Source organism: Streptomyces sp. NPDC057877, from assembly GCF_042796855.1.
Lineage (GTDB): Bacteria > Actinomycetota > Actinomycetes > Streptomycetales > Streptomycetaceae > Streptomyces.
Genome location: NZ_JBHVMS010000001.1, coordinates 104,332 through 125,049, shown reverse-complemented (window position 1 = coordinate 125,049; position 20,718 = coordinate 104,332). Strand labels below are relative to the sequence as shown.

Genomic DNA, 20,718 nt, shown 5'->3' with positions numbered 1-20,718 from the left:
CGGGCATGAAGGCCCGTATAGCTGACCCCGGTCTGTTCGGCCCGCACTCCGTCACCTGGCAGGTCCACGCCGACCCGATGATGTGGATCGCGGGCGTCCGCGCCCTCTACCTGCAGGCGCTGCACCCGCGTGCCGTCCGCGGCGTCATGCAGAACTCCGACTTCCGGCGCGACGCCTGGGGCAGGCTAATGCGCACCGCCAGCTTCGTCGGCACCACCACCTACGGCACCACCGACGCCGCCGAGCGCGCCGGGGCCCGGGTCCGCAAGATCCACCGGATGCTCGGCGCCACCGACCCGGCGACCGGCGAACGGTACCCGGTGGACGAGCCCGCGCTGCTGCTGTGGGTGCACTGCGCCGAGGTCGACTCCTATCTGCACGTCCAGCGCCGCTCCGGCTACCCGCTCGGTGACCAGGACGCCGACCGCTATCTGGCCGAACACCGCGTCAGCGCCCGCCTGGTGGGCCTCGACCCGGACACCGTCCCCGCCAGCCGCGCCGCCCTGGCCGCCTACTTCGAGCGCGTCGCGCCCGAACTCGCCGCCGGGGACGACGCCCGCGAGGTCGACGCCTTCCTGCGCCGCCCGCCGACGCACCCGCTGCTCGTCCCGGCCCGGGAGCTGCTGTGGCGCCACGTGGCGCGGCTGGCGTACGACACCCTGCCGCCGTACGCGCACGAGCTGTACGGGCGGCCCGCGCCCGATCCGGCCACCGTCACCCGCAGGCTGCGCCGCACCGGCGCCGTGCTGCGCGCGGTACCCGACCGGCTGCGCTGGCAGCTCCCGCCCAAGCACGTCCTGCGGGCGATGGCACGACTCGGACCCGACGCACGCCCCGCGCCGTACAAAGTACGAGCACCTGTCGCCATACTGGACGGGCCAGGGGAGGGCAGCGCGCACATAGGCAACGGGGGCGACGGCGGGAGATGGCGGACTCCAGGCTGATCCAGGGCAGGTACCAGCTGCTCGATCTGATCGGACGCGGGGGAATGGGGGAGGTGTGGCGGGCGCGGGACGAGTCGCTCGGGCGGCAGGTCGCCGTGAAGTGCCTCAAACCGCTGGGCCCGCACCACGACCAGTCCTTCACCCGGGTGCTGCGGGAGCGGTTCCGCCGGGAGGCGCGGGTGGCCGCCGCGCTCCAGCACCGCGGGGTGACCGTGGTGCACGACTTCGGTGAGTCGGACGGGGTGCTGTTCCTCGTCATGGAACTCCTCCAGGGCCGTAACCTCAGCCAGCTCCTGGACGACCACAAGCAGCATCCGCTGCCCGTGGCGGACATCGTCGACATCGCCGACCAGGTGGCCGACGCCCTGGCCTACACCCACCAACAGGGCATCGTGCACCGGGACCTGAAGCCCGCGAACATCGTCCGCCTCGCCGACGGCACGGCGAAGATCTGCGACTTCGGCATCGCCCGCCTCGGCCACGACATCGGCTTCACCGCCCGGCTGACCGGCACCGGCGTCGCCATGGGGACCCCGCACTACATGTCCCCGGAGCAGATCGGCGGGGAGGAGGTCGACCAGCGCAGCGACCTGTACTCACTGGGCTGCGTGCTGTACGAACTCGCCACCGGCGCCCCGCCCTTCGACCTCGACGACGCCTGGGCGATCCTGATCGGCCACCGGGACACCCCGCCCCGGCCACCCCGCGAACACCGGCCAGAACTCCCCGTCCACCTGGAGCAGATCATCCTGGACCTGCTCGCCAAACTGCCGGAGGAGCGCCCCCGCGACGCCCGCGAGCTGGCCGCCCGCATCAACGCCGCCCGGACCACGCCCGCGCCCACGGTCCCCTCGGTGGTCCACACGGCGCCCCGCGAACCCCGGCTGCCGTCCTGGACCCGCGGCATGACCACCGGCCACAAGGCCGCGGGCACCGGACCGCGCGGCACACCGCCGCAGGGCGTCGCCGGACTCGCCGAGGAGTGGACCGCACCGGCCGACCCAGACCGCACGTCCGCCCCCGCTCCCCAGGAGCCACCGCCCACCCCGCCCCGCGAGACCCTCGCGACGCTGGCCGGACGCCACAACGCGGGCCTCAGCCTCGGCCGACTCGGCCGCTGGGCGGAGGCGGGGGAGGTGCACCGCGCGGTGGCCGCCGAACGCGAGCACCTGCTCGGCGCCGACCACCCCGACACCCTCGCCAGCCGCTACGAGATCGCCTTCACCCTCAGCCGCACCGGCCGCGCCGCCGACGCCCTGCACGAGTACACCCACGTCGCCCAGGTCCGCGCACGCGTGCTCGGGCCCGATCACCCCGACACCCTCGCCGCCCGGCAGGAGACGGCGTACGCGCTCGGCCAGCTGGGCCGCCCCTTCGAGGCGCACCAGGAGTACACGGCCGTGCTCGCCGCCCGGGAACGCACCATGGGCGCCGACCACCCCGACACCCTGCGCTGCCGCCACAACCTCGCCTTCAACCTGGGCCGACTGGGCCGCCTGGAGGACTCGTACCGCCTGGCGTCGGAGGTGGCCGCCGACCGCGCCCGGGTGCTCGGCCCCGACCACCCCGACACCCTGGTCACCCGGTACGAGGTCGCCTACGCGCTCGGCCAGCTGGGCCGCTGGCCGGAGGCCCTGCGCTGCTACGAGGAGGTCGCCGAGGGCCGCGCCCGCGCGCTCGGCGCCGACCACCCCGACACCCTCGCCGCCCGCCACGAGACCGGCATCTGCCTGGGCAGGCTCGGCCGGGGCGCCCAGGCGCTGGAGGTCTACCGCGAACTGGTCGACGACCGCTCCCGCGTGCACGGCCCCACCCACCCCGAGACCCTGCGCGCCCGGCACGGCCTCGGCGTCAACCTCGGGCGGCTCGGCCGCTGGGAGGAGGCCCTGGCCGAGTCCCGTGACCTGCGCGCGGTCCGTGAGCGCGTGCTGGGCGCCGACCACCCGGACACCCTGATCAGCCGACGGGAGATCGCCGTGGCGCTGGGCTGGCTGGGGCGCTGGAGCGACGCGCTCACCGAGTACCGCGCGGTCGCCGCCGCCCGTGAACGCGTCCTGGGCACCGGTCACCCCGACACCCTCGCCAGCCGCAACGACGAGGCGCACTGCCTGGAGCAACTGGGCCGGGGCGCGGAGGCGGTGGAGCTGTACCGCAGGGTGGCGGTGCTGCGGCAGCGGCAGGCGGCGGGCGGGAGCTGAGCCGCCGCCCGCCCACGTCTGGCCGGTGTGGATCATCCCGTGTTACCAAGGACCATGCCCGCACCCCAGCCCTCCGGCAGCTATGACGCCGTCATCGTCGGCGGCGGCCACAACGGTCTGGTCGCCGCCGCCTACCTGGCCCGCGCCGGACGCTCGGTGCTCCTCCTGGAGCGGCTCGGCCACACCGGCGGCGCCGCCGTCTCCTCCCGCCCCTTCCCGGGCGTCGACGCCCGGCTGTCGCGCTACTCCTACCTGGTCAGCCTGCTCCCGCCGAAGATCGTGCGGGAGCTGGGCCTGGACTTCTCCCTGCGCACCCGCACCATCTCCTCGTACACCCCCGTCGAGCGGGCCGGACGGGCCACCGGACTGCTGGTCGGCGGCGGCGGGGCACGCACCCGGGAGGCCTTCGCCCGGCTGACCGGCTCGGACCGCGAGTACACGGCCTGGCGGCGGCTGTACGGCATGACCGGGCGGGTCGCCGAGCGGGTCTTCCCGACCCTCACCGAGCCGCTGCCCACCCGCGACGACCTGCGCCGCCGCATCGACGACGAGGACGCCTGGCGGCTGCTTTTCGAGGAGCCGATCGGTGTCGCGATCGAGGACCACTTCTCCGACGACCTGGTCCGCGGCGTGGTCCTCACCGACGCCCTGATCGGCACCTTCGCCGACGCCCACGACCCGTCCCTGAAGCAGAACCGCTGCTTCCTCTACCACGTGATCGGCGGCGGCACCGGCGACTGGGACGTCCCCGTCGGCGGCATGGGCGCCCTCACCGGCGCGCTCGCCGACGCCGCCCGGGCGGCGGGCGCGGTCCTGGCCACCGGTCACGAGGCGGTCCGTATCGACACCGGCGCGCGCACCGCCGAGGTCACCTACCGCACCGCCGACGGCGAGGGCGTCGCCGTCGGCCGGCACGTCCTGGTCGGCGCCTCCCCGCGTGAGCTGGCGGCGCTCACCGGCGACACCCCGCCGCCGCCCGCCGAGGGCGCACAGCTGAAGGTGAACATGCTGCTCAAGCGGCTGCCGAAGCTACGGGACCGGTCCGTCGACCCGCGCGAGGCGTTCGCGGGCACCTTCCACATCGCCGAGGGCTACGACCAACTGGCCGCCGCCCACGCCCAGGCCACGGCCGGTGAGCCGCCCGCCGTGCCGCCCTCGGAGATCTACTGCCACTCGCTCACCGACCCCTCGATCCTCGGCCCCGACCTGGTCGAGCGGGGCTACCAGACCCTCACCCTCTTCGGGCTGCACACCCCCGCCCGCCTCTTCGCCCACGACCACGACGCCGTCCGCGACGAGCTGCTGACGCGCACCCTCGCCCAGCTCGACGCCCACCTGGCCGAGCCGCTCGCCGACTGTCTGGCGACCGACGCCGAGGGACGGCCCTGCATCGAGGCCAGGACGCCGCTGGACCTGGACCGCGACCTCGGGCTGCCCGGCGGCAACATCTTCCACCGCGACCTGAGCTGGCCCCACGCCCAGGAGGGCACCGGCCGCTGGGGAGTGGAGACCCGGCACCCGGGCGTCCTGCTGTGCGGGGCGGGCGCGGTGCGCGGCGGCGGGGTGAGCGGGGTGCCGGGGCACAACGCGGCGATGGCGGTCCTGGAGGACGGCAAGCGCTGATCGCCCGGAATGCGGCGGGCGATCAGGGGTACCGGGGCAGGGAGGGCAAAGTAGGGCAAACCATTCCGAACTCGTACGGGAGGACCCATGGCCGACCTCAGCCCCATCGATCTCCAGAAGGCGCTCAGCGGCATGGAGTACCCGGCGGACAAGAAGGGTCTCGTCGAGTGCGCCCGCCGCAACCACGCCGACGACAAGGTGGTCAGCGAACTCGACCACCTGAAGCGGAACAGCTTCGACGGGCCCAACGAAGTGCAGAAGGCGGTCTTCAGCGAGTGAGGGACGTCGTACGGGCCGGGCCGCCGGTGGTGGCCCGGTCCGTACGCGCTCAGGCGGTCATGCCCCCGTCGACCGCCAGCACCGCCCCGGTGACGAAGGAGGCGCGGTCACTCAGCAGCCATGCCGCTGCCTCGGCGACCTCCTCCGGCCGGGCCGCGCGGCGCAGCGGGGCCTGCTCGGTGAACCGGTCGATGACGCCCGGGGTCCGCCGGTCCCACTCGTGCATCATCTCGGTCAGCGTGGCGCCCGGCGCGATCGCGTTGACGCGGATGCCCTCCGGGCCGTACGTCGCGGCGGCGGACGCGGTGAGACTGTTGACGGCGCGCTTCGCCGCGCCGTACGCGGGCAGCCAGGGATTGGCCAGCAGGCTGCCGACGCTGGAGTTGTTCACGATCGCGCCGCGCCCCGAGGTGCGGCGGATCGCGTCGATCTCGGCCTTCATGGCCAGCCAGGGACCCCGCAGGTTGACGGCGTAGACGTGGTCGAACTCGGCGTCCGGCATGCCGTCCATGGGGCCGGGTTCCTGGATCGTCGCGCCGTTGTTGAAGGCGAGGTCGAGACGGCCGTACAGCTCGACGGCCTTCTCGACGGCCGCGCGGACGCTCGCCGCGTCGGCCAGGTCGCACACGGTGTGGTCGGCGGTGCCGCCCGCCGCGCGGATCTCCTCGGTGACCGCCTTGAGCTGGGACTCCGTACGGGCCGCGAGCAGCACGCGGGCGCCCTCCCGGGCGAACAGGCGGGCCGCGGCGGCGCCGATGCCGCGCCCGGCGCCGGTGACGAAGGCGACCTTCCCGGCGAGCAGTCCCGTGCCGGTGGGTGGGGTGTCGATGGTGTTGGTCATGCCGTCGAGCCTGCGACCGGCCCGCGCCCGCAACCAGGCACAGGCTGTACCTGGCTGAGCCGTCCGGCGTCCGCGCACACTGGGGGCGTGGACCGACAAGAGCTGGCCGACTTCCTGCGCAGCCGACGCGAGCGCATCACCCCCGGCGACGTGGGCCTGCCCAGGGGGCAGCGCCGCCGCACCCCGGGGCTGCGCCGCGAGGAGGTGGCGCAGCTGGCGTTCATCTCCACCGAGTACTACACCCGCCTCGAACAGGGGCGCGCCCCGCGGCCGTCCCGCGAGGTGCTCTCCGGCCTGACCCGCGCCCTGCGCCTCACGGACGCCGAGCGCGACCACCTGCACCATCTCGCCGGGGCCCCGCCGGGACCGCCGCCCGGACCCTTGCGGGAGGTGCGGCAGAGCATCGTGGACCTGCTGCACCGGCTGCCGCAGGCCGCGGCCATCGTGGTCTCGGCGACGCACGAGGTGCTCGCCTGGAACGACCTGGCCGCCGCCCTGATGGAGGACTTCTCCGCGCTCCCCCGCCGCGACCGCAACCTGATCCGGCGTGCCTTCCTCAACCCGTACAACCCGCAGGGGCAGCCGCTGTACGGCGTCTCGGACGCCGAGGAGTTCGCCCGGACGGCGGCGCTCGACCTGCGCGCCGCCGCGGCCCGCTACCCCGACGATCCCGAGGTGACCGAGCTGGTGGCCGAACTCCTCGCGGGCAGCCCCGAGTTCGCGGAGCTGTGGGCCGCGCACGACGTGGTGGCCACCCCCACCCTGTGCAAGACCTTCCGGCACCCGCTGGTCGGCCCGGTCCCCGTCAACTGCGACGTCCTGGACATCGCCGACCGGGACCAGCGCGTCGTCATCTACACCGCCGTCCCCGGCAGCCCGGCCGAGGAGGCGCTGCGGCTGCTGTCGGTCGTCGGCACCCAGCGCCTGGACGTGCCCGGCTGAGCCCGCCTCAGTCGCGGGACGCCGTCCAGCCCGCCGCCTCGACGCGGGCCGCGTCCGCCGGGCGCGCCTCGTCGAACAGCACGGTGTCGCCCGCCGCCACCCGCAGCCCGTCGACATAGGCGCCGCGGCCGACGTACAGCCGGTCGGTGGTGTACCGCCAGCGCAGGGTGAGCGCGCGGGCGGACGGCAGGTCAGCCGTGAGCCGGTGCCACACACGCCCCGACCAGCCGCTGACCGACCCCGAGGGGTGCTCGCGCCCCGCGGCGGTGAAGGGGACCGGCAGCCAGTCGCCGCCGTCGGCGGACGCCTCCAGCGTGAGCGGGTCGGCGCCGGGCTCGGTGTCCCACCACAGGGCGCAGCGCAGCCGGGCGGATCCCGCGGAGGTGTCGAGCGCGGGCAGGGCCAGCGTCGCGGTGGTGCCGCTCGCCATTCCGGAGAACCAGGCCGTACGGCCGTACGCCGGACGCACCGGGACCGCCCGCGCCAGCTGGTTGGCCGTGGCCACCCGGGGCGCCGAGCCGGACCGCCAACTACGCACGGGGTGCACGGAGTTGCCGAGCACGACGAGGAAGGAGTCGGTGGTCGGGTCCAGGACGAGCGAGGTGCCGGTGAAGCCGGTGTGCCCGGCGGTGCGCGGGGTGGCCAGCGCGCCCATGTACCAGTGCTGGTACAGCTCGAAGCCGAGGCCGTGCTCGTCGCCGGGGAAGTCGGTGTTGAAGTCGGTGAACATCAGCTCCACCGACTCGGGGCGCAGGATGCGCGCCCGGCCGTACACCCCGCCGTTGAGCAGGGTCCGCCCGAGCACCGCCAGGTCCCACGCGTGGGAGAACACCCCGGCGTGGCCCGCGACCCCGCCGAAGCTGAAGGCGTTCTCGTCGTGCACCTCGCCCCACACCAGCCCCCGGTCAAGGCCCGACCAGGGCGCGCGGGCGTCCTCGGTCGCGGCGATCCTCGGCTTCCAGGAGGCGGGCGGGTTGTAGCGGGTGCGGCGCATGCCCAGCGGGGCGGTGATCTCCTCGCGCAGCAGGACGTCGAGGGGGCGCCCGGTGATCCGCTCCAGGACGAGCTGCAGGGTGATCAGGTTCAGGTCGGAGTAGAGGTAGCGGGTGCCGGGCGGGTTCAGCGGCGCCTCGTTCCACAGGAGGGCCAGCTTCTCGTCGTACGTGGGCGCCTTGTACAGCGGGATCCAGGAGCGCAGCCCCGAGGTGTGCGTCAGCAACTGTCGGACGGTGATGCCCTGCTTGCCCGCCGCCCCGAACTCCGGCAGGTACGAGGCGACCGCGCCCTCCAGTTCCAGCGCGCCGCGCTCGATCTGCTGCACGGCGAGGATCGAGGTGAACAGCTTGGAGACCGAGGCCAGGTCGAAGACCGTGTCCTCGGCCATCGGGATCTGCTCGGCGGCGGGGAACTCCACGCCGGTGTCGGTTCCCTCGTCGTACGCCCGGTAGCGCACCGCCATCCCGATCGGCTGGTGCAGGGCGACGGTGCCGCCGCGTCCGGCGAGCAGTACGGCGCCCGCGTACCAGGGGTGTTGGGGTGAGGGGCCGAGGAACGCCTCGGCGTCGGTGACGAGTTGGCGCAGGTGGGCGGGGAGGAGCCCGGCCTGCTCCGGGGTACCGGGGCGCAGGGTGGCGCGGCCGGAGGAGGCGGACGCCGGTCCCGCGGGGAGCGGGGCCAGGGTGAGGGCTCCGCCCAGGGCCAGTGCTCCCCGGCTCAGTTGACGCCGGGTCAGGCCACGTCTGGTGTCGGTCATCGAGGATCGTCCTCCCGCTGCGCCTGAAGGTATCTTTCCGGGATCACCTTGCGCGGTGAAACTTTCGTGTCAGTCGGGGGTCGTGTCAACCAGGCGATCGGCATCAGTAATCTGACGGCCCATCAGAAAGCCTCTTCCCTCCGCCGGAGGAAACCGGCATCCTGCGCTCATGCAGACGGAGCTGAGCCAGACACTCGGAGTCGAGCACGCCGTCTTCGGCTTCACGCCGTTCCCTGCCGTCGCCGCGGCCATCAGCCGGGCGGGCGGCTTCGGGGTGCTCGGCGCGGTCCGCTACACGGCCCCCGACGACCTCAGACGCGACCTGGACTGGATCGAGGCGCATGTCGACGGCAGGCCCTACGGCCTCGACGTCGTCATGCCCGCCAAGAAGGTCGAGGGCGTCACCGAGGCCGACGTGGAGGCCATGATCCCGGCCGAGCACCGCGAGTTCGTGGCCGACACCCTCGCCCGGTACGGCGTCCCCGCGCTCGGCGAGGGCGAGGCGTCGGGCTGGCGCATCACCGGCTGGATGGAGCAGGTCGCCCGCACCCAGCTCGACGTCGCCTTCGACTACCCGATCCGGCTGCTCGCCAACGCCCTCGGCTCACCGCCCGCCGACGTCGTCGACCGCGCCCATGAGCGGGGCGTGCTGGTCGCCGCGCTCGCGGGCAGCGCCCGGCACGCCCGCAAGCACCAGGAGGCGGGCCTCGACATCGTCGTGGCCCAGGGCTACGAGGCGGGCGGCCACACCGGCGACATCGCCACCATGGTCCTCACCCCCGAGGTCGTCGACGCGGTCGCCCCGCTGCCCGTGCTGGCCGCGGGCGGCATCGGCAGCGGCGAACAGGCCGCCGCCGCGCTCGCCCTCGGCGCCCAGGGCGTCTGGCTCGGCTCGGTCTGGCTCACCACCACCGAGGCCGACCTCACCTCACCCGCCCTGCGCCGCAAACTCCTCGCCGCGGGCTCCGGCGACACCGTCCGCTCCCGCGCCCTGACCGGCAAGCCCGCACGCCAGCTCCGCACCGAGTGGACCGACGCCTGGGACGACCCGGACGGCCCGGGCACCCTGCCCATGCCCCTCCAGGGGCTGCTGGTGGCCGAAGCCCTGTCCCGCATCCAGAAGTACGAGGTCGAACCGCTGCTCGGCACCCCCGTCGGCCAGATCGTCGGCCGGATGAACAGCAGCCGCAGCGTGCGGGACGTCTTCGACGACCTCACCCGCGGCTTCGAACGCGCCGTCGACCGCCTCGGCCGGATCGTCGGAAAGGAGGAACCGGTATGAGCACGCCCCCCACCGGCTTCTGGGCGCAGGCCACCGCCGACCCCGACCGCACCGTCCTGATCGCCCCCGACGGCGAGGAGTGGACCGCCGGGCGCCTGCACTCCGCCGCCAACCGGCTCGTCCACGGGCTGCGCGCCGCCGGACTCGACCGCGGCGACGCCTTCGCCGCCGTCCTCCCCAACGGCCCCGAGTTCGTCACCGCCTACCTGGCCGCCACCCAGGCCGGTCTCTACCTCGTGCCCGTCAACCACCACCTGATGGGCCCCGAGATCGCCTGGATCGTCGCCGACTCCGGAGCCAAGGTCCTGCTCACCCACGAACGGTTCGCCGACCCCGCCCGCCAGGCCGCCGACGAGGCGGAACTCCCGCACACCCACCGGTACGCGATCGGCACGGCCGAGGGCTTCCGCCCGTACGACGAACTCCTCGCCGGACAACCGGAGTCACCGCCCGAGGACCGCACCCTCGGCTGGGTGATGAACTACACCTCCGGCACCACCGGCCGCCCGCGCGGCATCCGGCGCCCGCTGACCGGCAGGCTCCCCGAGGAGTCGTACCTCGGCGGCTTCCTCGGCATCTTCGGCATCCAGCCGTTCGACGACAACGTCCACCTCGTCTGCTCACCGCTCTACCACACGGCCGTCCTCCAGTTCGCGGGCGCCTCCCTGCACATCGGCCACCGGCTGGTGCTGATGGACAAGTGGACGCCCGAGGAGATGCTCCGCCTGATCGACACCCGCGGGTGCACCCACACCCATATGGTCCCGACCCAGTTCCACCGCCTGCTCGCGCTGCCGCAGCGGGTGCGGGACGCCTACGACGTCTCCTCGATGCGGCACGCCCTGCACGGCGCCGCGCCCTGCCCCGACCATGTGAAACGAGCCATGATCGACTGGTGGGGCACCTGTGTGGAGGAGTACTACGCGGCCAGCGAGGGCGGCGGCGCCTTCGCCACCGCCGAGGACTGGCTGAAGAAGCCCGGCACCGTCGGAAAGGCCTGGCCGATCAGCGAACTCGCGATCTTCGACGACGACGGCAACCGCCTCCCGCCCGGCGAACTGGGCACCGTCTACCTGAAGATGAACACCGGCGGCTTCGCCTACCACAAGGACGAGGACAAGACCCGCGGGAACCGCATCGGCGACTTCTTCACCGTCGGCGACCTCGGCCACCTCGACGAGGACGGCTACCTGTTCCTGCGCGACCGCAAGATAGACATGATCATCTCGGGTGGTGTGAACATCTACCCCGCCGAGATCGAGTCCACCCTCCTCGCCCACCCGGCCGTCGCCGACGCCGCCGCCTTCGGCATCCCGCACGACGACTGGGGCGAGGAGGTCAAGGCGGTCGTCGAACCCGCGCCCGGCCGGGAACCGGGCGACGCCCTCGCCGCCGCGATCCTCGCCCACTGCGCCGAGCGCCTCGCGGGCTACAAACGGCCCAAGAGCGTCGACTTCGTCACCGAGATGCCCCGCGACCCCAACGGCAAGCTCTACAAGAGGCGGCTGCGGGACCCGTACTGGAAGGACCGGGCCCGCCCCGTGTGACCAGGCCCGCCCTGTGTGACCAGGCCCGCCCGTGTGACCAGGCCCGCCCGTGTGACCGGGCCCGCCCTGTGTGACCAGGCCCGCCCCGTGTGACCGGGGCGGGCCCGCCGCGCCGTCAGCGCTCGCGCACCCGGACGACCTCCAGCACGGGCGAGGACAGGATGTCCTTCTCGCAGAACCTGGACGTCACCCACCTCTCCGCGGAGAACAACCGCGTCTGGTCGCGGTAGTGGGCCGAATCCGGGCTCGACGACTGGGAGTACGACAGCAGGGTGCGGGCGACCGGGCAGCCGCTGCCGTCCCAGCCCACGGCCTGCAGATAGCTGGAGCCGGTCGTCACCTCCGCGTAGCCGCCGCGCGCCGGGTCCCACACCGCCTCGATCTTGTTCCACACGCCCAGCGACTCCGTACCGCCGGGCACCGGAATCCGCTCACCGCCGCGCACCACGAACTGGTGCTCCCCGAGCCGGGAGTCCAGCGGAACGCCCGCCGCCCGCAGCTCGGCGACCGCGTCCGCGAGCGCCGTGGCGAACCCCGGGGCGCCCGTGTCGAGCGTGTTCGGAGTGGACACCGGGTCCGCCGCCGAGAACGGCACCTTCCACAGCCGGTCCCCGGGCACACGCGCCGTCAGCTTCCGCCAGAACCGGTCGAACAGCAGCGCGCCCCGGCTGCCGGTGTCCATGGTGCGGTCCCACCCGGCGATCACCGGACAGGCCGCCGACACGTCGACCGCCGTGCCGTCACTGCCCGTCGCGGTACCGCCCGGCAGCCCGGCACAGGCCCGCGCCACGTCCGCGGCGGCCAGATCGCCCGCGGGCACCCGGTTGGCGAACTGCTGCTCCTGAAGGTCCCGTACGGTCAACCGGCCACGCTCGGCCAGGGCCGCCACGTCCTCGATCGCCCCACGCGTACGCATGCCGCGCGGCGTGCCGACGGTGCCGAAGACCCGCTCGTACCCGGTCAGCGGCCGGTCAGCGTTGGCCAGCCAGGCACTGTCGTTGGAGTTCTCCGCGTACGGCGCGTCCGTCAGCGTCGGCAGCTTCGCGGGCCCGAAGATCCCCGCCTCCACGGCGTCCGGGTCCCGGCCCAGCGCGCAGTCGCCGCGCGAGCCGTCCAGGACCGCCACCCCGGACGCCGGATAGGTGACCCGGCCGAGCGGCGTGGAACAGCGCTGGGCCAGTTCGTCGGTGATCCGGGGCAGCACCTGGGACTGGGTGAACAGGGTGTGCCCCCGTGAGTCGGCGGCGATGGTGTTCACCCACGGCAGCCCCTGCGTCCGCCGCAGCGCACCGAGAACGTCCGCCGTACTACGTGCCCTGGAGAAGCCGAGCGCGGTGTCGGAGGCGCGCAGGTTGGTGGCGTTGGGGTCGCCGAGCGCGTACGCCGTCGTACTTGTCCACGGCAGCGGCAGCGACGGCCCGAGCGAGGTGACCACCGGCCCGTACCGCGTCCACCACTGGGTGCGGGTCACCCGGTCGCCGCCCTCGACCGGGACGCTGACCGTGCGCCGGGTCATCCGCTCCGGCTTCCCGTCGACGAGATACGCCGTGGGGTTGGCCGGATCGAGGGTCAGCTGACGGACGTCGAGGGGGACGCCCGTGGCGACGGTGTGGCTCCAGGCCACGTGAGCGTTGTGGCCGATGGACACGGTGGCGGAGCCGAGCAGCGAGCCGCCCGCCACGTTCAGTCGGCCGGGAATGGTCTGCTGCGACTGCCAGAACCGGCGTCCGCCCTGCCAGGGGTAGTGCGGGTTACCCAGCAGCAGACCCCGGCCGTTCGCGGTGGTGGCGCCGCTGAAGGCGACCGCGTTGGACCCCATCGCGGCGTCCTCGGCGGCGAACAGCTCACGGGCGGCGCGGGCGGTGTCCTCAGGGTCCACGGAACCGGTCGTCGCCGAGGTGGGCGGCTGCGCGGCGGTGATGCCGTCCACCGCCCGGCCCTGACCGCCGAGCACGGCGAGCGCGTACCCGCGCACGGCCACGTCGAGGGTGGTGACCGGGCGCACCCAGTCGGCGCCCCGGCAGGCGGGGTCGGTGATCCGGTTCTGCCGCAGCCAGGCGTTGTACCCGGCGGCGAAGCCCCGCATCAGCTCCTTCGCATCCCGGCTGGGACCGGCCGGGGCGGGCCGCGTGAGCAGCTTCTCCACGGTCCGCGCGTCCCTCACCCCCCGGAAGAACAGGTCGCTGGAGAGGTTCCGGGAAGCCGAGGAGAGCGAGAAGTCGGGCGCGGCGTCGGGCCCGAAGTACCGCGAGCGTTCGCCGCGCACGGTCACGAACCCGTCGGCGAGCACGCACACCTGGTCGGCGGCCTGCGCCCACCCCGTGCCGAAGCCGAGGTCGGCGTAGCCGTGCGCGACGATGTGCGGAATGCCGTACTCGGTGTAGCGGACGACGGCGGACAGTCCGCCGTGCGAGGGGTGTTCCTGGCGGCCCTGCCGCTCGGCCGCCGCCGCGGGCAGCGTGGTCGCGGCGGTGAGCGCGGCGACGGCGGTGACCGCGAACCGTCTCAGGCGGGTGCGCATCGTGCCTCCCAACGTCATCGGGGGAAGGAGCGGTTGAGCGTACCAGTGGGTATGTCCCGTGACGGCGCGTGGCCTTGACCTTCCCGGGGCCGCGAACCGAGGATCGGACCCCATGACGCCCCGACACGGCAGCACGGTCGACGGGGTGCTGCGGCGCAGCGCCCGCCGCACCCCGGCACGCACCGCGGTCGAGTACCGCGACCGCACCTGGACGTACGACGAACTCGACGAGGCGGTCTCCCGCGCGGCGACCCTGCTCCTGGACGAGGGCCTCGCCCCCGGCGACCGGGTCGCCGCCTACGGCCACAACTCCGACGCCTACCTGATCGCCTTCCTCGCCTGCGCCCGCGCGGGCCTCGTCCACGTTCCCGTCAACCAGAACCTCACCGGCGACGACCTCGCCTACCTCGTCGCCCAGTCGGGCAGCGCGCTGGTTCTCACCGACCCCGACCTGGCGCCGCGACTCCCGGGCGGCACCCGCGCGTTGCCCCTGCGGGACACGGACGACTCCCTGCTCGCCCGGCTCCCGCAGTCACCGCCGTACGACGGATCCGAACCGCGCACCGAGGACCTGGTGCAGCTGCTCTACACCTCGGGTACGACGGCCCTGCCCAAGGGCGCGATGATGACGCACCGCGCGCTGGTGCACGAGTACCTGAGCGCGATCACCGCCCTGGACTTCAGCGCGGGCGACCGCCCGGTGCACGCGCTGCCGCTGTACCACTCCGCGCAGATGCACGTCTTCCTGCTGCCCTACCTGGCGATCGGGGCCACCAACGTCATCCTGGACGCCCCGGACGGCGACCGCCTCTTCGACCTGGTCGAAGCGGGCCGCGCGGACAGCTTCTTCGCGCCGCCGACGGTCTGGATCGGTCTGTCCCACCGCCCCGACTTCGCGACCCGGGACCTGAGCGGCCTGCGCAAGGCGTACTACGGCGCGTCGATCATGCCGGTACCGGTGCTGGAACGGCTCCGGGAGCGGCTGCCGGAACTCGCCTTCTACAACTGCTTCGGACAGAGCGAGATCGGCCCACTGGCCACGGTCCTCGGCCCCGACGAGCACGAGGGCCGCATGGATTCCTGCGGGCGCCCGGTCCTCTTCGTCGACGCGCGGGTGGTGGACGACAAGGGCGTGGACGTGCCCGACGGCACCCCCGGTGAAGTCGTCTACCGCTCCCCGCAGTTGTGCGAGGGCTACTGGGACAAGCCCGAGGAGACGGCCGAGGCGTTCCGGGACGGCTGGTTCCACTCCGGCGACCTCGCGGTCCGCGACGCGGACGGCTACCTCACGATCGTCGACCGGGTGAAGGACGTCATCAACTCCGGTGGCGTCCTGGTCGCCTCCCGCCAGGTCGAGGACGCCCTCTACACCCATGGCGCCGTCGCCGAGGCCGCCGTCGTCGGCCTGCCGGACGACAAGTGGATCGAGGTGGTGACCGCGTTCGTCGTCCCGCGCGGCGAGGTCACGGAGGCGGAGCTGATCGCCCACGCCCGCGAACGGCTGACCTCCTTCAAGGCGCCGAAACGGGTGGAGTTCGTGACCGAGCTGCCGCGCAACGCCAGCGGGAAGATCCTGAAGCGGGAACTGCGCGACCGGTTCTCCCCCAACCGGTAGCCCGGCACCACCGGTGCCCGCCGGAGGGGACGTCCGGCGGGTCAGAACAGCGTCGTCCGGACGTCGAACGCCTCGATCACGGCGCGCACCTCGTCGTCCGTCAGGCCCTGGCCCAGCGAGCCGGTCCGGGTGTTGAGGGCCTCGTACATGGCGCCGGTCTCGGCGTACTCGATGAGGTCGACGGCCTTGAGGGGGCCGTCGTCGGAGCGGGCCAGCAGGCCGTGCTTGGCCCAGATGACGATGCGGGCCTCCCGCAGCCCGGCGACCGAAGCCTCCTGGAGTCGCTGGGAGCCGGGGACCATGAAGTCCAGGAAGCCGACGCCCTCGGGGAGCTGGACCACCGTCTCCGGCTCCCAGCGCAGGATCTGCCGGGAGAACTTCGCCGAGTCGGCGGGGCCGTGGTGGCTGAGCGCGACCAGGTACGGCGGCTGGGCGTGCACCACGGAGTGCGGTCCGGTCAGGCCGCGGCGGCCCACCTGGTCGTCGTGCACCGCGAGGTGGGAGTTGAACTCGCTGGTCGGCCGGGCCCAGGCCCGGTCGTCGGCGTACCGCAGGGTCGCCGAGCCGTCGGCGTCGATGCTGACGGCGGCGACGGCCGCGGTGGGGGCGGCACCGACATCGCGGAGCCGCTGGCCCGAACCGGTGACCAGGACCGTCCACCCGGCGAGCGCGGGGGCGGCACCGGGCAGTTCGCACGCCTCAAAGCGCGGGAACGTGACGGCGAGGTCGGCCGGGGTCGGCAGGGCGACGGAGACGTTCCCGGCGCCCGCCTCACAGGCGCGGAGGGTGTCGAGCCGGGCACCGGCCCTGCCCATCTCCTGGAGGAGGGCGGTGACGGACGAAGGGGTCGTGGTCATGGCAGTGCCTTTCGGGCGAGGGAAGAGGCGGTGTCACGGCGCCTCGTCGATTGAATCGTTTCAATCCCTGTTCACACCCTACTGGCCGGGGAGCGGCGGGAAGGTCGGCGGACGTCCCGACGCTGAGGGACTGCTGGTACTTGACAGCGGGCGCGCGGGGTTGACGGTCGCCAGCCCACCCGACCCGCGAGGGCGATGTCCGTACGGCCCGGCGCGCGGTGCGGCATCTCGTTCTGGGTGACCATGGACACCGGCCCAAGCGCTCCGCCCATCGGCACCAGGGACGGCGCCGCCCTCACCGGCGGTCTGGGCGCCTGCCGGTGGGTGGTCGAGCGCACCTCCGCCTGGCTCCACGGCCTCGCACGCCTCCGGCCCTGCAGGCCGCGGGAAATCACTGGCCGGACCCGGGTCCGTGCGGAATGCTGCAGGCGTGATCGAGCGAGAAGCCGCCGTTCGGGCCGTTGAGGAACAGTTGGAACGCGACTACCAAAGCTGGCGGGCCGCGGGTGCGGAGGCACTGCGCATGGCTGTGGTGGACGTCGAGGAACACGAACTGGTGTGGATCGTCTCCTGGACGTCCGAGGAGTTCGTGCGCACTCGGAATCCGGAGTTCATGCTCGCGGGCAACGGGCCGTACCTGGTCGACCGCGTCGACGGGGGACTGCATCTGGTCGGCGTCGTCTCCGCGGTGACCGGGGCGTGGGAGGACGACTACCGATCGCGGATACGTGGGCTTCCCGTGCGCACCGCGGTGGACGATCTCCACGACGTGCTCCGCGAGATCGCGCCCACGCGCGGACGCATGCATGCTGTGCGGACATTGCGCCAGAGGCTGCCTGTGCTCTCGCCCGCGGAGGCCATCGAGTACGTGAGCGGGCTGCTGGACGGCGATGTGCCTGCTCGCCTCGTGGCCGTCGCCACGAGGGAACTCGTGGAGCCTCTCAACCCGGTATTCGGGGTGAAGACCGTTCTGCGCGGGGCGGCGGTCCGAGGCGGTCAGAGCCCCGAGGGATGACTTGAAAGCCCGTCGGTGTGCCGATCGGCGCATCTGGTCCCGCTCGTCGGGTGTGGTGAGGAAGACGGCGGCGCCGTTTGGCGGCGACTCGTCGATACAGCCCCGTCGCCAGGGTCGGCGGGCGGCGAAGAGGTGGCGGTACGTGCGCAACCCGGGGTCGGGATCGCTCTCGTCCTCGGGACACGGCTTCGACTCCGGCAGGCTGTGACGCTCGTAGCTGTCTCCCGCCGGACCGGGTTCCGTGCGCGCCCCGGGGAACTCCTGCTGGCCAGCGAGGTCTGCTGTGCTGGTCTGGCCTACAGCGTGGCCCCGGCCAGTTCCGGAACGGCGCGCCGCTGATCTGCTCGCCGCCTACCGCCTGTGGCAGCGGTGGCTCCAGGACGCACCTCACGTGCAGGGCGACTCGGACCCCACCCCCTCCCGCTTGAGCCTCGTTCGTCGGCTCTGCGTGTTCGTCGACGAACGCGCCGAGGCGCTGCGACCGCCCCGTCAAAGGCTCGACGAGGCTGCCTGCCATGCGGCGGGACGACGACCCCGGCGCCGACCGCCGTCGCGGCGAGCACCAGGCGCATGTCGGCCGGAGCCTCCCGCCCCTCCGCGTCGCGGGGCCGTGTCACGCAGACTACTGATGCCGATGAGGCGCGGTCCGCGCGTCGAGGGTCGATGAGGAAGGCGGGTACGGCGGTTGAGTGAGGGACTTGGGGACGCGACCGGGGTGCGGCAGGCGGTGTCCGTCGTGCTGCCGTTGTCGCTGGACGGGGAACCGGACTGGCCGCGTGGGCCGTTGCCGTTCGGTGACGAGCGTCAGCCGTGGGACGCGGCCCGGCGGGGCGGCTACTTCGCGCCCGCGGTGACGCGCGCCCTGTACGGCGGCCGGTGGCACCGGGCGGTGGACGTGACCGTGGGCGCGCTCACCCTGGTGGGGGTGGAGGTGCTGCGGGTGGCGACGCCCAAGGAGCCCCGGCAGGCGCTCGGTGTCCTGCACTTCGACGTCGTGGGGCCGGAGTTGCTGGCCGTGCTGAGGGCGATCGGGCGTCGGCCGCGGGCGCAGCCCGACCCGCTGACGGGGGAGCTGGACCCGGCCGTCCTGTTCGCCGGGGTGGCCGACGCGGCGCCGCCCACCGCGCCGTTCGCGCTGGCCCGGCCGTACACCGTCGCCTTCTTCACGCCCGACGCCACGCACACCGCCGCCCTCCGGGTGGAGGGCCGTCTGCCCGCCTCGGCGGACGGCTGGCTGCGCTGCCTCGCCTGGCGGGCGACGGAGGCCGACAACCCGTCGCCGCCCGAGCGGCTGGAGCGGGTCGCGGAGCAGGCGATCCGGATGTCCGCCGACTGGAGCGCCCTGGTCGGCCGCCACGGCGCGGCCTTCGTGGGGCACCGGCCCGATGGCGGGGACGGCGACTTCTACGAGTTCGCGCTGCACCAGGCGCGTACCGTGCACCTGGACGCCCTGCTGCTGGGCATGGTCCAGCGGGACCATCTCGACGCGCTCACCGACGAGTTGTCCACGGTCTTCGCCAACTCGACGGGCCTCGCGCGACGCGTGTCCGCGCTGGAGCGGAACATCGCCCTCTTCCGCAGTACGTACTGGCGACGGCACCAGACCGCGCACGGCCCCGCCAACGGCCTGCTGCGCGCGTTCCAGGAACAGCACAGGATGCCGGAACTGTTCGCGGACGTGCTGGCCGAGGCGGCGGACCTCAGCCGGATCGTGCAGACCCGGGACGGCCAGCAGATCGCCGGTGCGCTGGGCGTGCTGACCATCCTGGGACTGCCGCTCGGCACCGCCCTGTCCGTGCTCCAGGTCCTCGGCGACGAGGACCCCTGGCACCTGCTGATCGCCCTCGGCGCCGCCTGCGCGGCCACGGCCGCCGCGCTCACCACCCGCTACGGCCGTCTGGTCCTGGCCTCACTGCGATCCGGCCCACGCGGCTGACGTCAGCACGGTCACCCCGGGCGCAGATCCACGATCCGCCTGATCTTGCCCACGGACCGCTCCAGCGACTCCGGCTCGACGATCTCCACGCCGACCGACACACCGATGCCGTCCTTCACGGCCGTGGCGATGGCCCGCGCGGCGGCGTCCCGGACCTCTGCCGGAGCGCCGGGCCGGGCCTCGGCCCGCACGGTGAGGGCGTCGAGTCGGCCCTCGCGGCTGAGCCGCAGCTGGAAGTGCGGTGCCACGCCCGGCGTCCGGAGCACGATCTCCTCGATCTGGGTGGGAAACAGGTTCACACCCCGCAGGATGACCATGTCGTCGCTGCGGCCGGTGACCTTCTCCATGCGGCGGAAGGTACGGGCCGTGCCCGGCAGCAGCCGGGTCAGGTCCCGGGTCCGGTACCGGATCACCGGCATGGCCTCCTTGGTGAGCGAGGTGAAGACGAGTTCGCCCCGCTCGCCGTCGGGCAGCGCCTCGCCGGTGACGGGATCGACGACCTCCGGATAGAAGTGGTCCTCGTGGATGTGCAGCCCGTCCTTGGTCTCCACGCACTCCTGCGCGACCCCGGGCCCGATCACCTCCGACAGCCCGTATATGTCCACCGCGTCGATCGCGAACCGCTCCTCGATCTCCCGCCGCATCTCCTCCGTCCACGGCTCCGCACCGAAGATCCCCACCCGCAGGGACGTGCCGCGCGGATCGACGCCCTGCCGCTCGAACTCGTCGAGGAGCGTCAGCATGTAGGAGGGCGTCACCATGATGACGTCCGGCCGCAGGTCCCGGATGAGCTGCACCTGACGGGACGTCACACCCCCGGACGCCGGTACGACCGTACAGCCGAGCCGCTCCGCCCCGTAGTGCGCGCCGAGACCGCCGGTGAACAGCCCGTATCCGTACGCCACATGCACGATGTCCCCGGGCCGCCCGCCCGCCGCCCGGATGGAGCGGGCCACCAGGTCGGCCCACATCGACAGGTCACCGTCCGTGTAACCGACCACGGTGGGTTGCCCGGTGGTCCCGCTGGAGGCGTGGATCCGCCGGATCCGCTCCCGTGGCACGGCGAACATCCCGTACGGGTAGTTCTCCCGCAGGTCCGCCTTGGTCGTGAACGGAAACCGCGCCAGATCGGCCAGCGAACGGCAGTCCTCCGGTCGCATCCCCGCCTTGTCGAAGGCCTGCCGATAGAACGGCACCCGCGCGTACGCGTGCCGCAGCGCTGCGCGCAACCGCTCCAGCTGCAACTCCCGCAGCGCCGGTCCGTTCAGCCGCTCTCCCGCGTCCAACAGCTCACTCCCGTCCTGGTCGACCGATCATTCGGTTGCCTCCCTGTCGGATCAGTAATCCAGCCGTCCCCGGACCGGG

At 73.4% G+C, this 20,718-nt stretch carries 16 protein-coding genes and 1 pseudogene; 12 read left to right on the top strand and 5 right to left on the bottom strand.

The genetic code is table 11. From position 1 onward, the window contains the following. Positions 1-5 precede the first annotated feature (5 nt). From ACFVQG_RS00570 to ACFVQG_RS00555, 4 genes are all read left to right on the top strand, one after another. Positions 6-944, top strand: a complete 939-nt coding sequence (locus ACFVQG_RS00570; protein WP_383375171.1) for an oxygenase MpaB family protein — start codon at positions 6-8, stop codon at positions 942-944. Next, positions 926-3,142 (top strand): tetratricopeptide repeat protein, encoded by a 2,217-nt coding sequence (locus ACFVQG_RS00565; protein ID WP_383375169.1) that lies wholly within the window; start codon positions 926-928, stop codon positions 3,140-3,142. Before ACFVQG_RS00570 ends, ACFVQG_RS00565 begins: the two co-directional genes overlap by 19 nt. Before the next feature lie 54 nt (positions 3,143-3,196). Further along, on the top strand, positions 3,197-4,765 hold the full coding sequence (locus ACFVQG_RS00560; RefSeq protein ID WP_383375167.1) for a phytoene desaturase family protein: 1,569 nt from the start codon (positions 3,197-3,199) through the stop codon (positions 4,763-4,765). Positions 4,766-4,852: 87 nt separating this feature from the next. After that, complete coding sequence (locus tag ACFVQG_RS00555; RefSeq protein WP_383375165.1) at positions 4,853-5,044, top strand: DUF2795 domain-containing protein; 192 nt, start codon at positions 4,853-4,855, stop codon at positions 5,042-5,044. A 49-nt stretch (positions 5,045-5,093) separates the two neighbouring features. On the opposite strand, the gene ACFVQG_RS00550 is transcribed toward ACFVQG_RS00555, so the two are convergent. After that, on the bottom strand, positions 5,094-5,885 hold the full coding sequence (locus tag ACFVQG_RS00550; RefSeq protein WP_383375163.1) for an SDR family NAD(P)-dependent oxidoreductase: 792 nt from the start codon (positions 5,883-5,885) through the stop codon (positions 5,094-5,096). 87 nt (positions 5,886-5,972) lie between these two features. On the opposite strand from ACFVQG_RS00550, the gene ACFVQG_RS00545 reads away from it, so the two are divergent. Next, positions 5,973-6,827, top strand: coding sequence for a helix-turn-helix transcriptional regulator (locus tag ACFVQG_RS00545; RefSeq protein ID WP_383375161.1), 855 nt, complete (start codon positions 5,973-5,975; stop codon positions 6,825-6,827). Positions 6,828-6,834: 7 nt separating this feature from the next. On the opposite strand, the gene ACFVQG_RS00540 is transcribed toward ACFVQG_RS00545, so the two are convergent. Continuing rightward, positions 6,835-8,580, bottom strand: a complete 1,746-nt coding sequence (locus ACFVQG_RS00540) for a serine hydrolase (protein ID WP_383375159.1) — start codon at positions 8,578-8,580, stop codon at positions 6,835-6,837. A 169-nt stretch (positions 8,581-8,749) separates the two neighbouring features. Here ACFVQG_RS00540 and ACFVQG_RS00535 point away from each other — a divergent pair, with 169 nt between their 5' ends. Both ACFVQG_RS00535 and ACFVQG_RS00530 read left to right on the top strand, forming a co-directional pair. After that, positions 8,750-9,862: an NAD(P)H-dependent flavin oxidoreductase gene (locus ACFVQG_RS00535; protein ID WP_383375157.1), complete on the top strand. Its 1,113-nt coding sequence runs from the start codon at positions 8,750-8,752 to the stop codon at positions 9,860-9,862. Further along, a complete protein-coding gene (locus tag ACFVQG_RS00530; RefSeq protein ID WP_383375155.1) occupies positions 9,859-11,409 on the top strand; it encodes an acyl-CoA synthetase in 1,551 nt (516 codons plus the stop codon). The genes ACFVQG_RS00535 and ACFVQG_RS00530 overlap by 4 nt, the downstream gene beginning before the upstream one ends. A 115-nt stretch (positions 11,410-11,524) precedes the next feature. Here the strand turns inward: ACFVQG_RS00530 and ACFVQG_RS00525 are convergent, their stop codons facing one another. Further along, positions 11,525-13,930: a penicillin acylase family protein gene (locus tag ACFVQG_RS00525; RefSeq protein WP_383375153.1), complete on the bottom strand. Its 2,406-nt coding sequence runs from the start codon at positions 13,928-13,930 to the stop codon at positions 11,525-11,527. 112 nt (positions 13,931-14,042) lie between these two features. Between ACFVQG_RS00525 and ACFVQG_RS00520 the strand changes: the two genes are divergently transcribed. After that, the gene (locus tag ACFVQG_RS00520) at positions 14,043-15,545 is read left to right on the top strand and encodes an acyl-CoA synthetase (protein ID WP_383375151.1); all 1,503 of its coding nucleotides are present in this window, start codon (positions 14,043-14,045) and stop codon (positions 15,543-15,545) included. Between the two features lie 41 nt (positions 15,546-15,586). Here ACFVQG_RS00520 and ACFVQG_RS00515 read toward each other — a convergent pair whose 3' ends face one another. Next, on the bottom strand, positions 15,587-16,402 hold the full coding sequence (locus ACFVQG_RS00515; protein WP_383375150.1) for a class II aldolase/adducin family protein: 816 nt from the start codon (positions 16,400-16,402) through the stop codon (positions 15,587-15,589). A gap of 279 nt (positions 16,403-16,681) precedes the next feature. Here ACFVQG_RS00515 and ACFVQG_RS00510 point away from each other — a divergent pair. The 4 genes and pseudogenes from ACFVQG_RS00510 to ACFVQG_RS00495 all read left to right on the top strand — a co-directional run. Beyond that, positions 16,682-16,774 (top strand): annotated as a pseudogene (locus tag ACFVQG_RS00510) (IS5/IS1182 family transposase); the annotation flags it as partial. A gap of 58 nt (positions 16,775-16,832) precedes the next feature. Next, the gene (locus ACFVQG_RS00505; RefSeq protein WP_383375148.1) at positions 16,833-17,417 is read left to right on the top strand and encodes a YrhB domain-containing protein; all 585 of its coding nucleotides are present in this window, start codon (positions 16,833-16,835) and stop codon (positions 17,415-17,417) included. A gap of 15 nt (positions 17,418-17,432) precedes the next feature. Then, the gene (locus tag ACFVQG_RS00500) at positions 17,433-17,756 is read left to right on the top strand and encodes a DUF6000 family protein (protein WP_383375146.1); all 324 of its coding nucleotides are present in this window, start codon (positions 17,433-17,435) and stop codon (positions 17,754-17,756) included. Between the two features lie 346 nt (positions 17,757-18,102). Beyond that, entirely contained in the window at positions 18,103-19,353 is a 1,251-nt protein-coding gene (locus ACFVQG_RS00495; RefSeq protein WP_383375144.1) for a hypothetical protein, read from the top strand. An 11-nt stretch (positions 19,354-19,364) separates the two neighbouring features. On the opposite strand, the gene paaK is transcribed toward ACFVQG_RS00495, so the two are convergent. Further along, positions 19,365-20,639 (bottom strand): phenylacetate--CoA ligase PaaK, encoded by a 1,275-nt coding sequence (gene paaK / locus ACFVQG_RS00490; protein WP_383375142.1) that lies wholly within the window; start codon positions 20,637-20,639, stop codon positions 19,365-19,367. Between the last annotated feature and the right edge of the window lie 79 nt (positions 20,640-20,718).

Coding starts and splice junctions, on each gene's coding strand:
- ACFVQG_RS00570 (WP_383375171.1), top strand. CDS start 6: ATGAAGGCCCGTATAGCTGACCCCGGTCTGTTCGGCCCGCACTCCGTC.
- ACFVQG_RS00565 (WP_383375169.1), top strand. CDS start 926: ATGGCGGACTCCAGGCTGATCCAGGGCAGGTACCAGCTGCTCGATCTG.
- ACFVQG_RS00560 (WP_383375167.1), top strand. CDS start 3,197: ATGCCCGCACCCCAGCCCTCCGGCAGCTATGACGCCGTCATCGTCGGC.
- ACFVQG_RS00555 (WP_383375165.1), top strand. CDS start 4,853: ATGGCCGACCTCAGCCCCATCGATCTCCAGAAGGCGCTCAGCGGCATG.
- ACFVQG_RS00550 (WP_383375163.1), bottom strand. CDS start 5,885: ATGACCAACACCATCGACACCCCACCCACCGGCACGGGACTGCTCGCC.
- ACFVQG_RS00540 (WP_383375159.1), bottom strand. CDS start 8,580: ATGACCGACACCAGACGTGGCCTGACCCGGCGTCAACTGAGCCGGGGA.
- ACFVQG_RS00535 (WP_383375157.1), top strand. CDS start 8,750: ATGCAGACGGAGCTGAGCCAGACACTCGGAGTCGAGCACGCCGTCTTC.
- ACFVQG_RS00530 (WP_383375155.1), top strand. CDS start 9,859: ATGAGCACGCCCCCCACCGGCTTCTGGGCGCAGGCCACCGCCGACCCC.
- ACFVQG_RS00525 (WP_383375153.1), bottom strand. CDS start 13,930: ATGCGCACCCGCCTGAGACGGTTCGCGGTCACCGCCGTCGCCGCGCTC.
- ACFVQG_RS00520 (WP_383375151.1), top strand. CDS start 14,043: ATGACGCCCCGACACGGCAGCACGGTCGACGGGGTGCTGCGGCGCAGC.
- ACFVQG_RS00515 (WP_383375150.1), bottom strand. CDS start 16,402: ATGACCACGACCCCTTCGTCCGTCACCGCCCTCCTCCAGGAGATGGGC.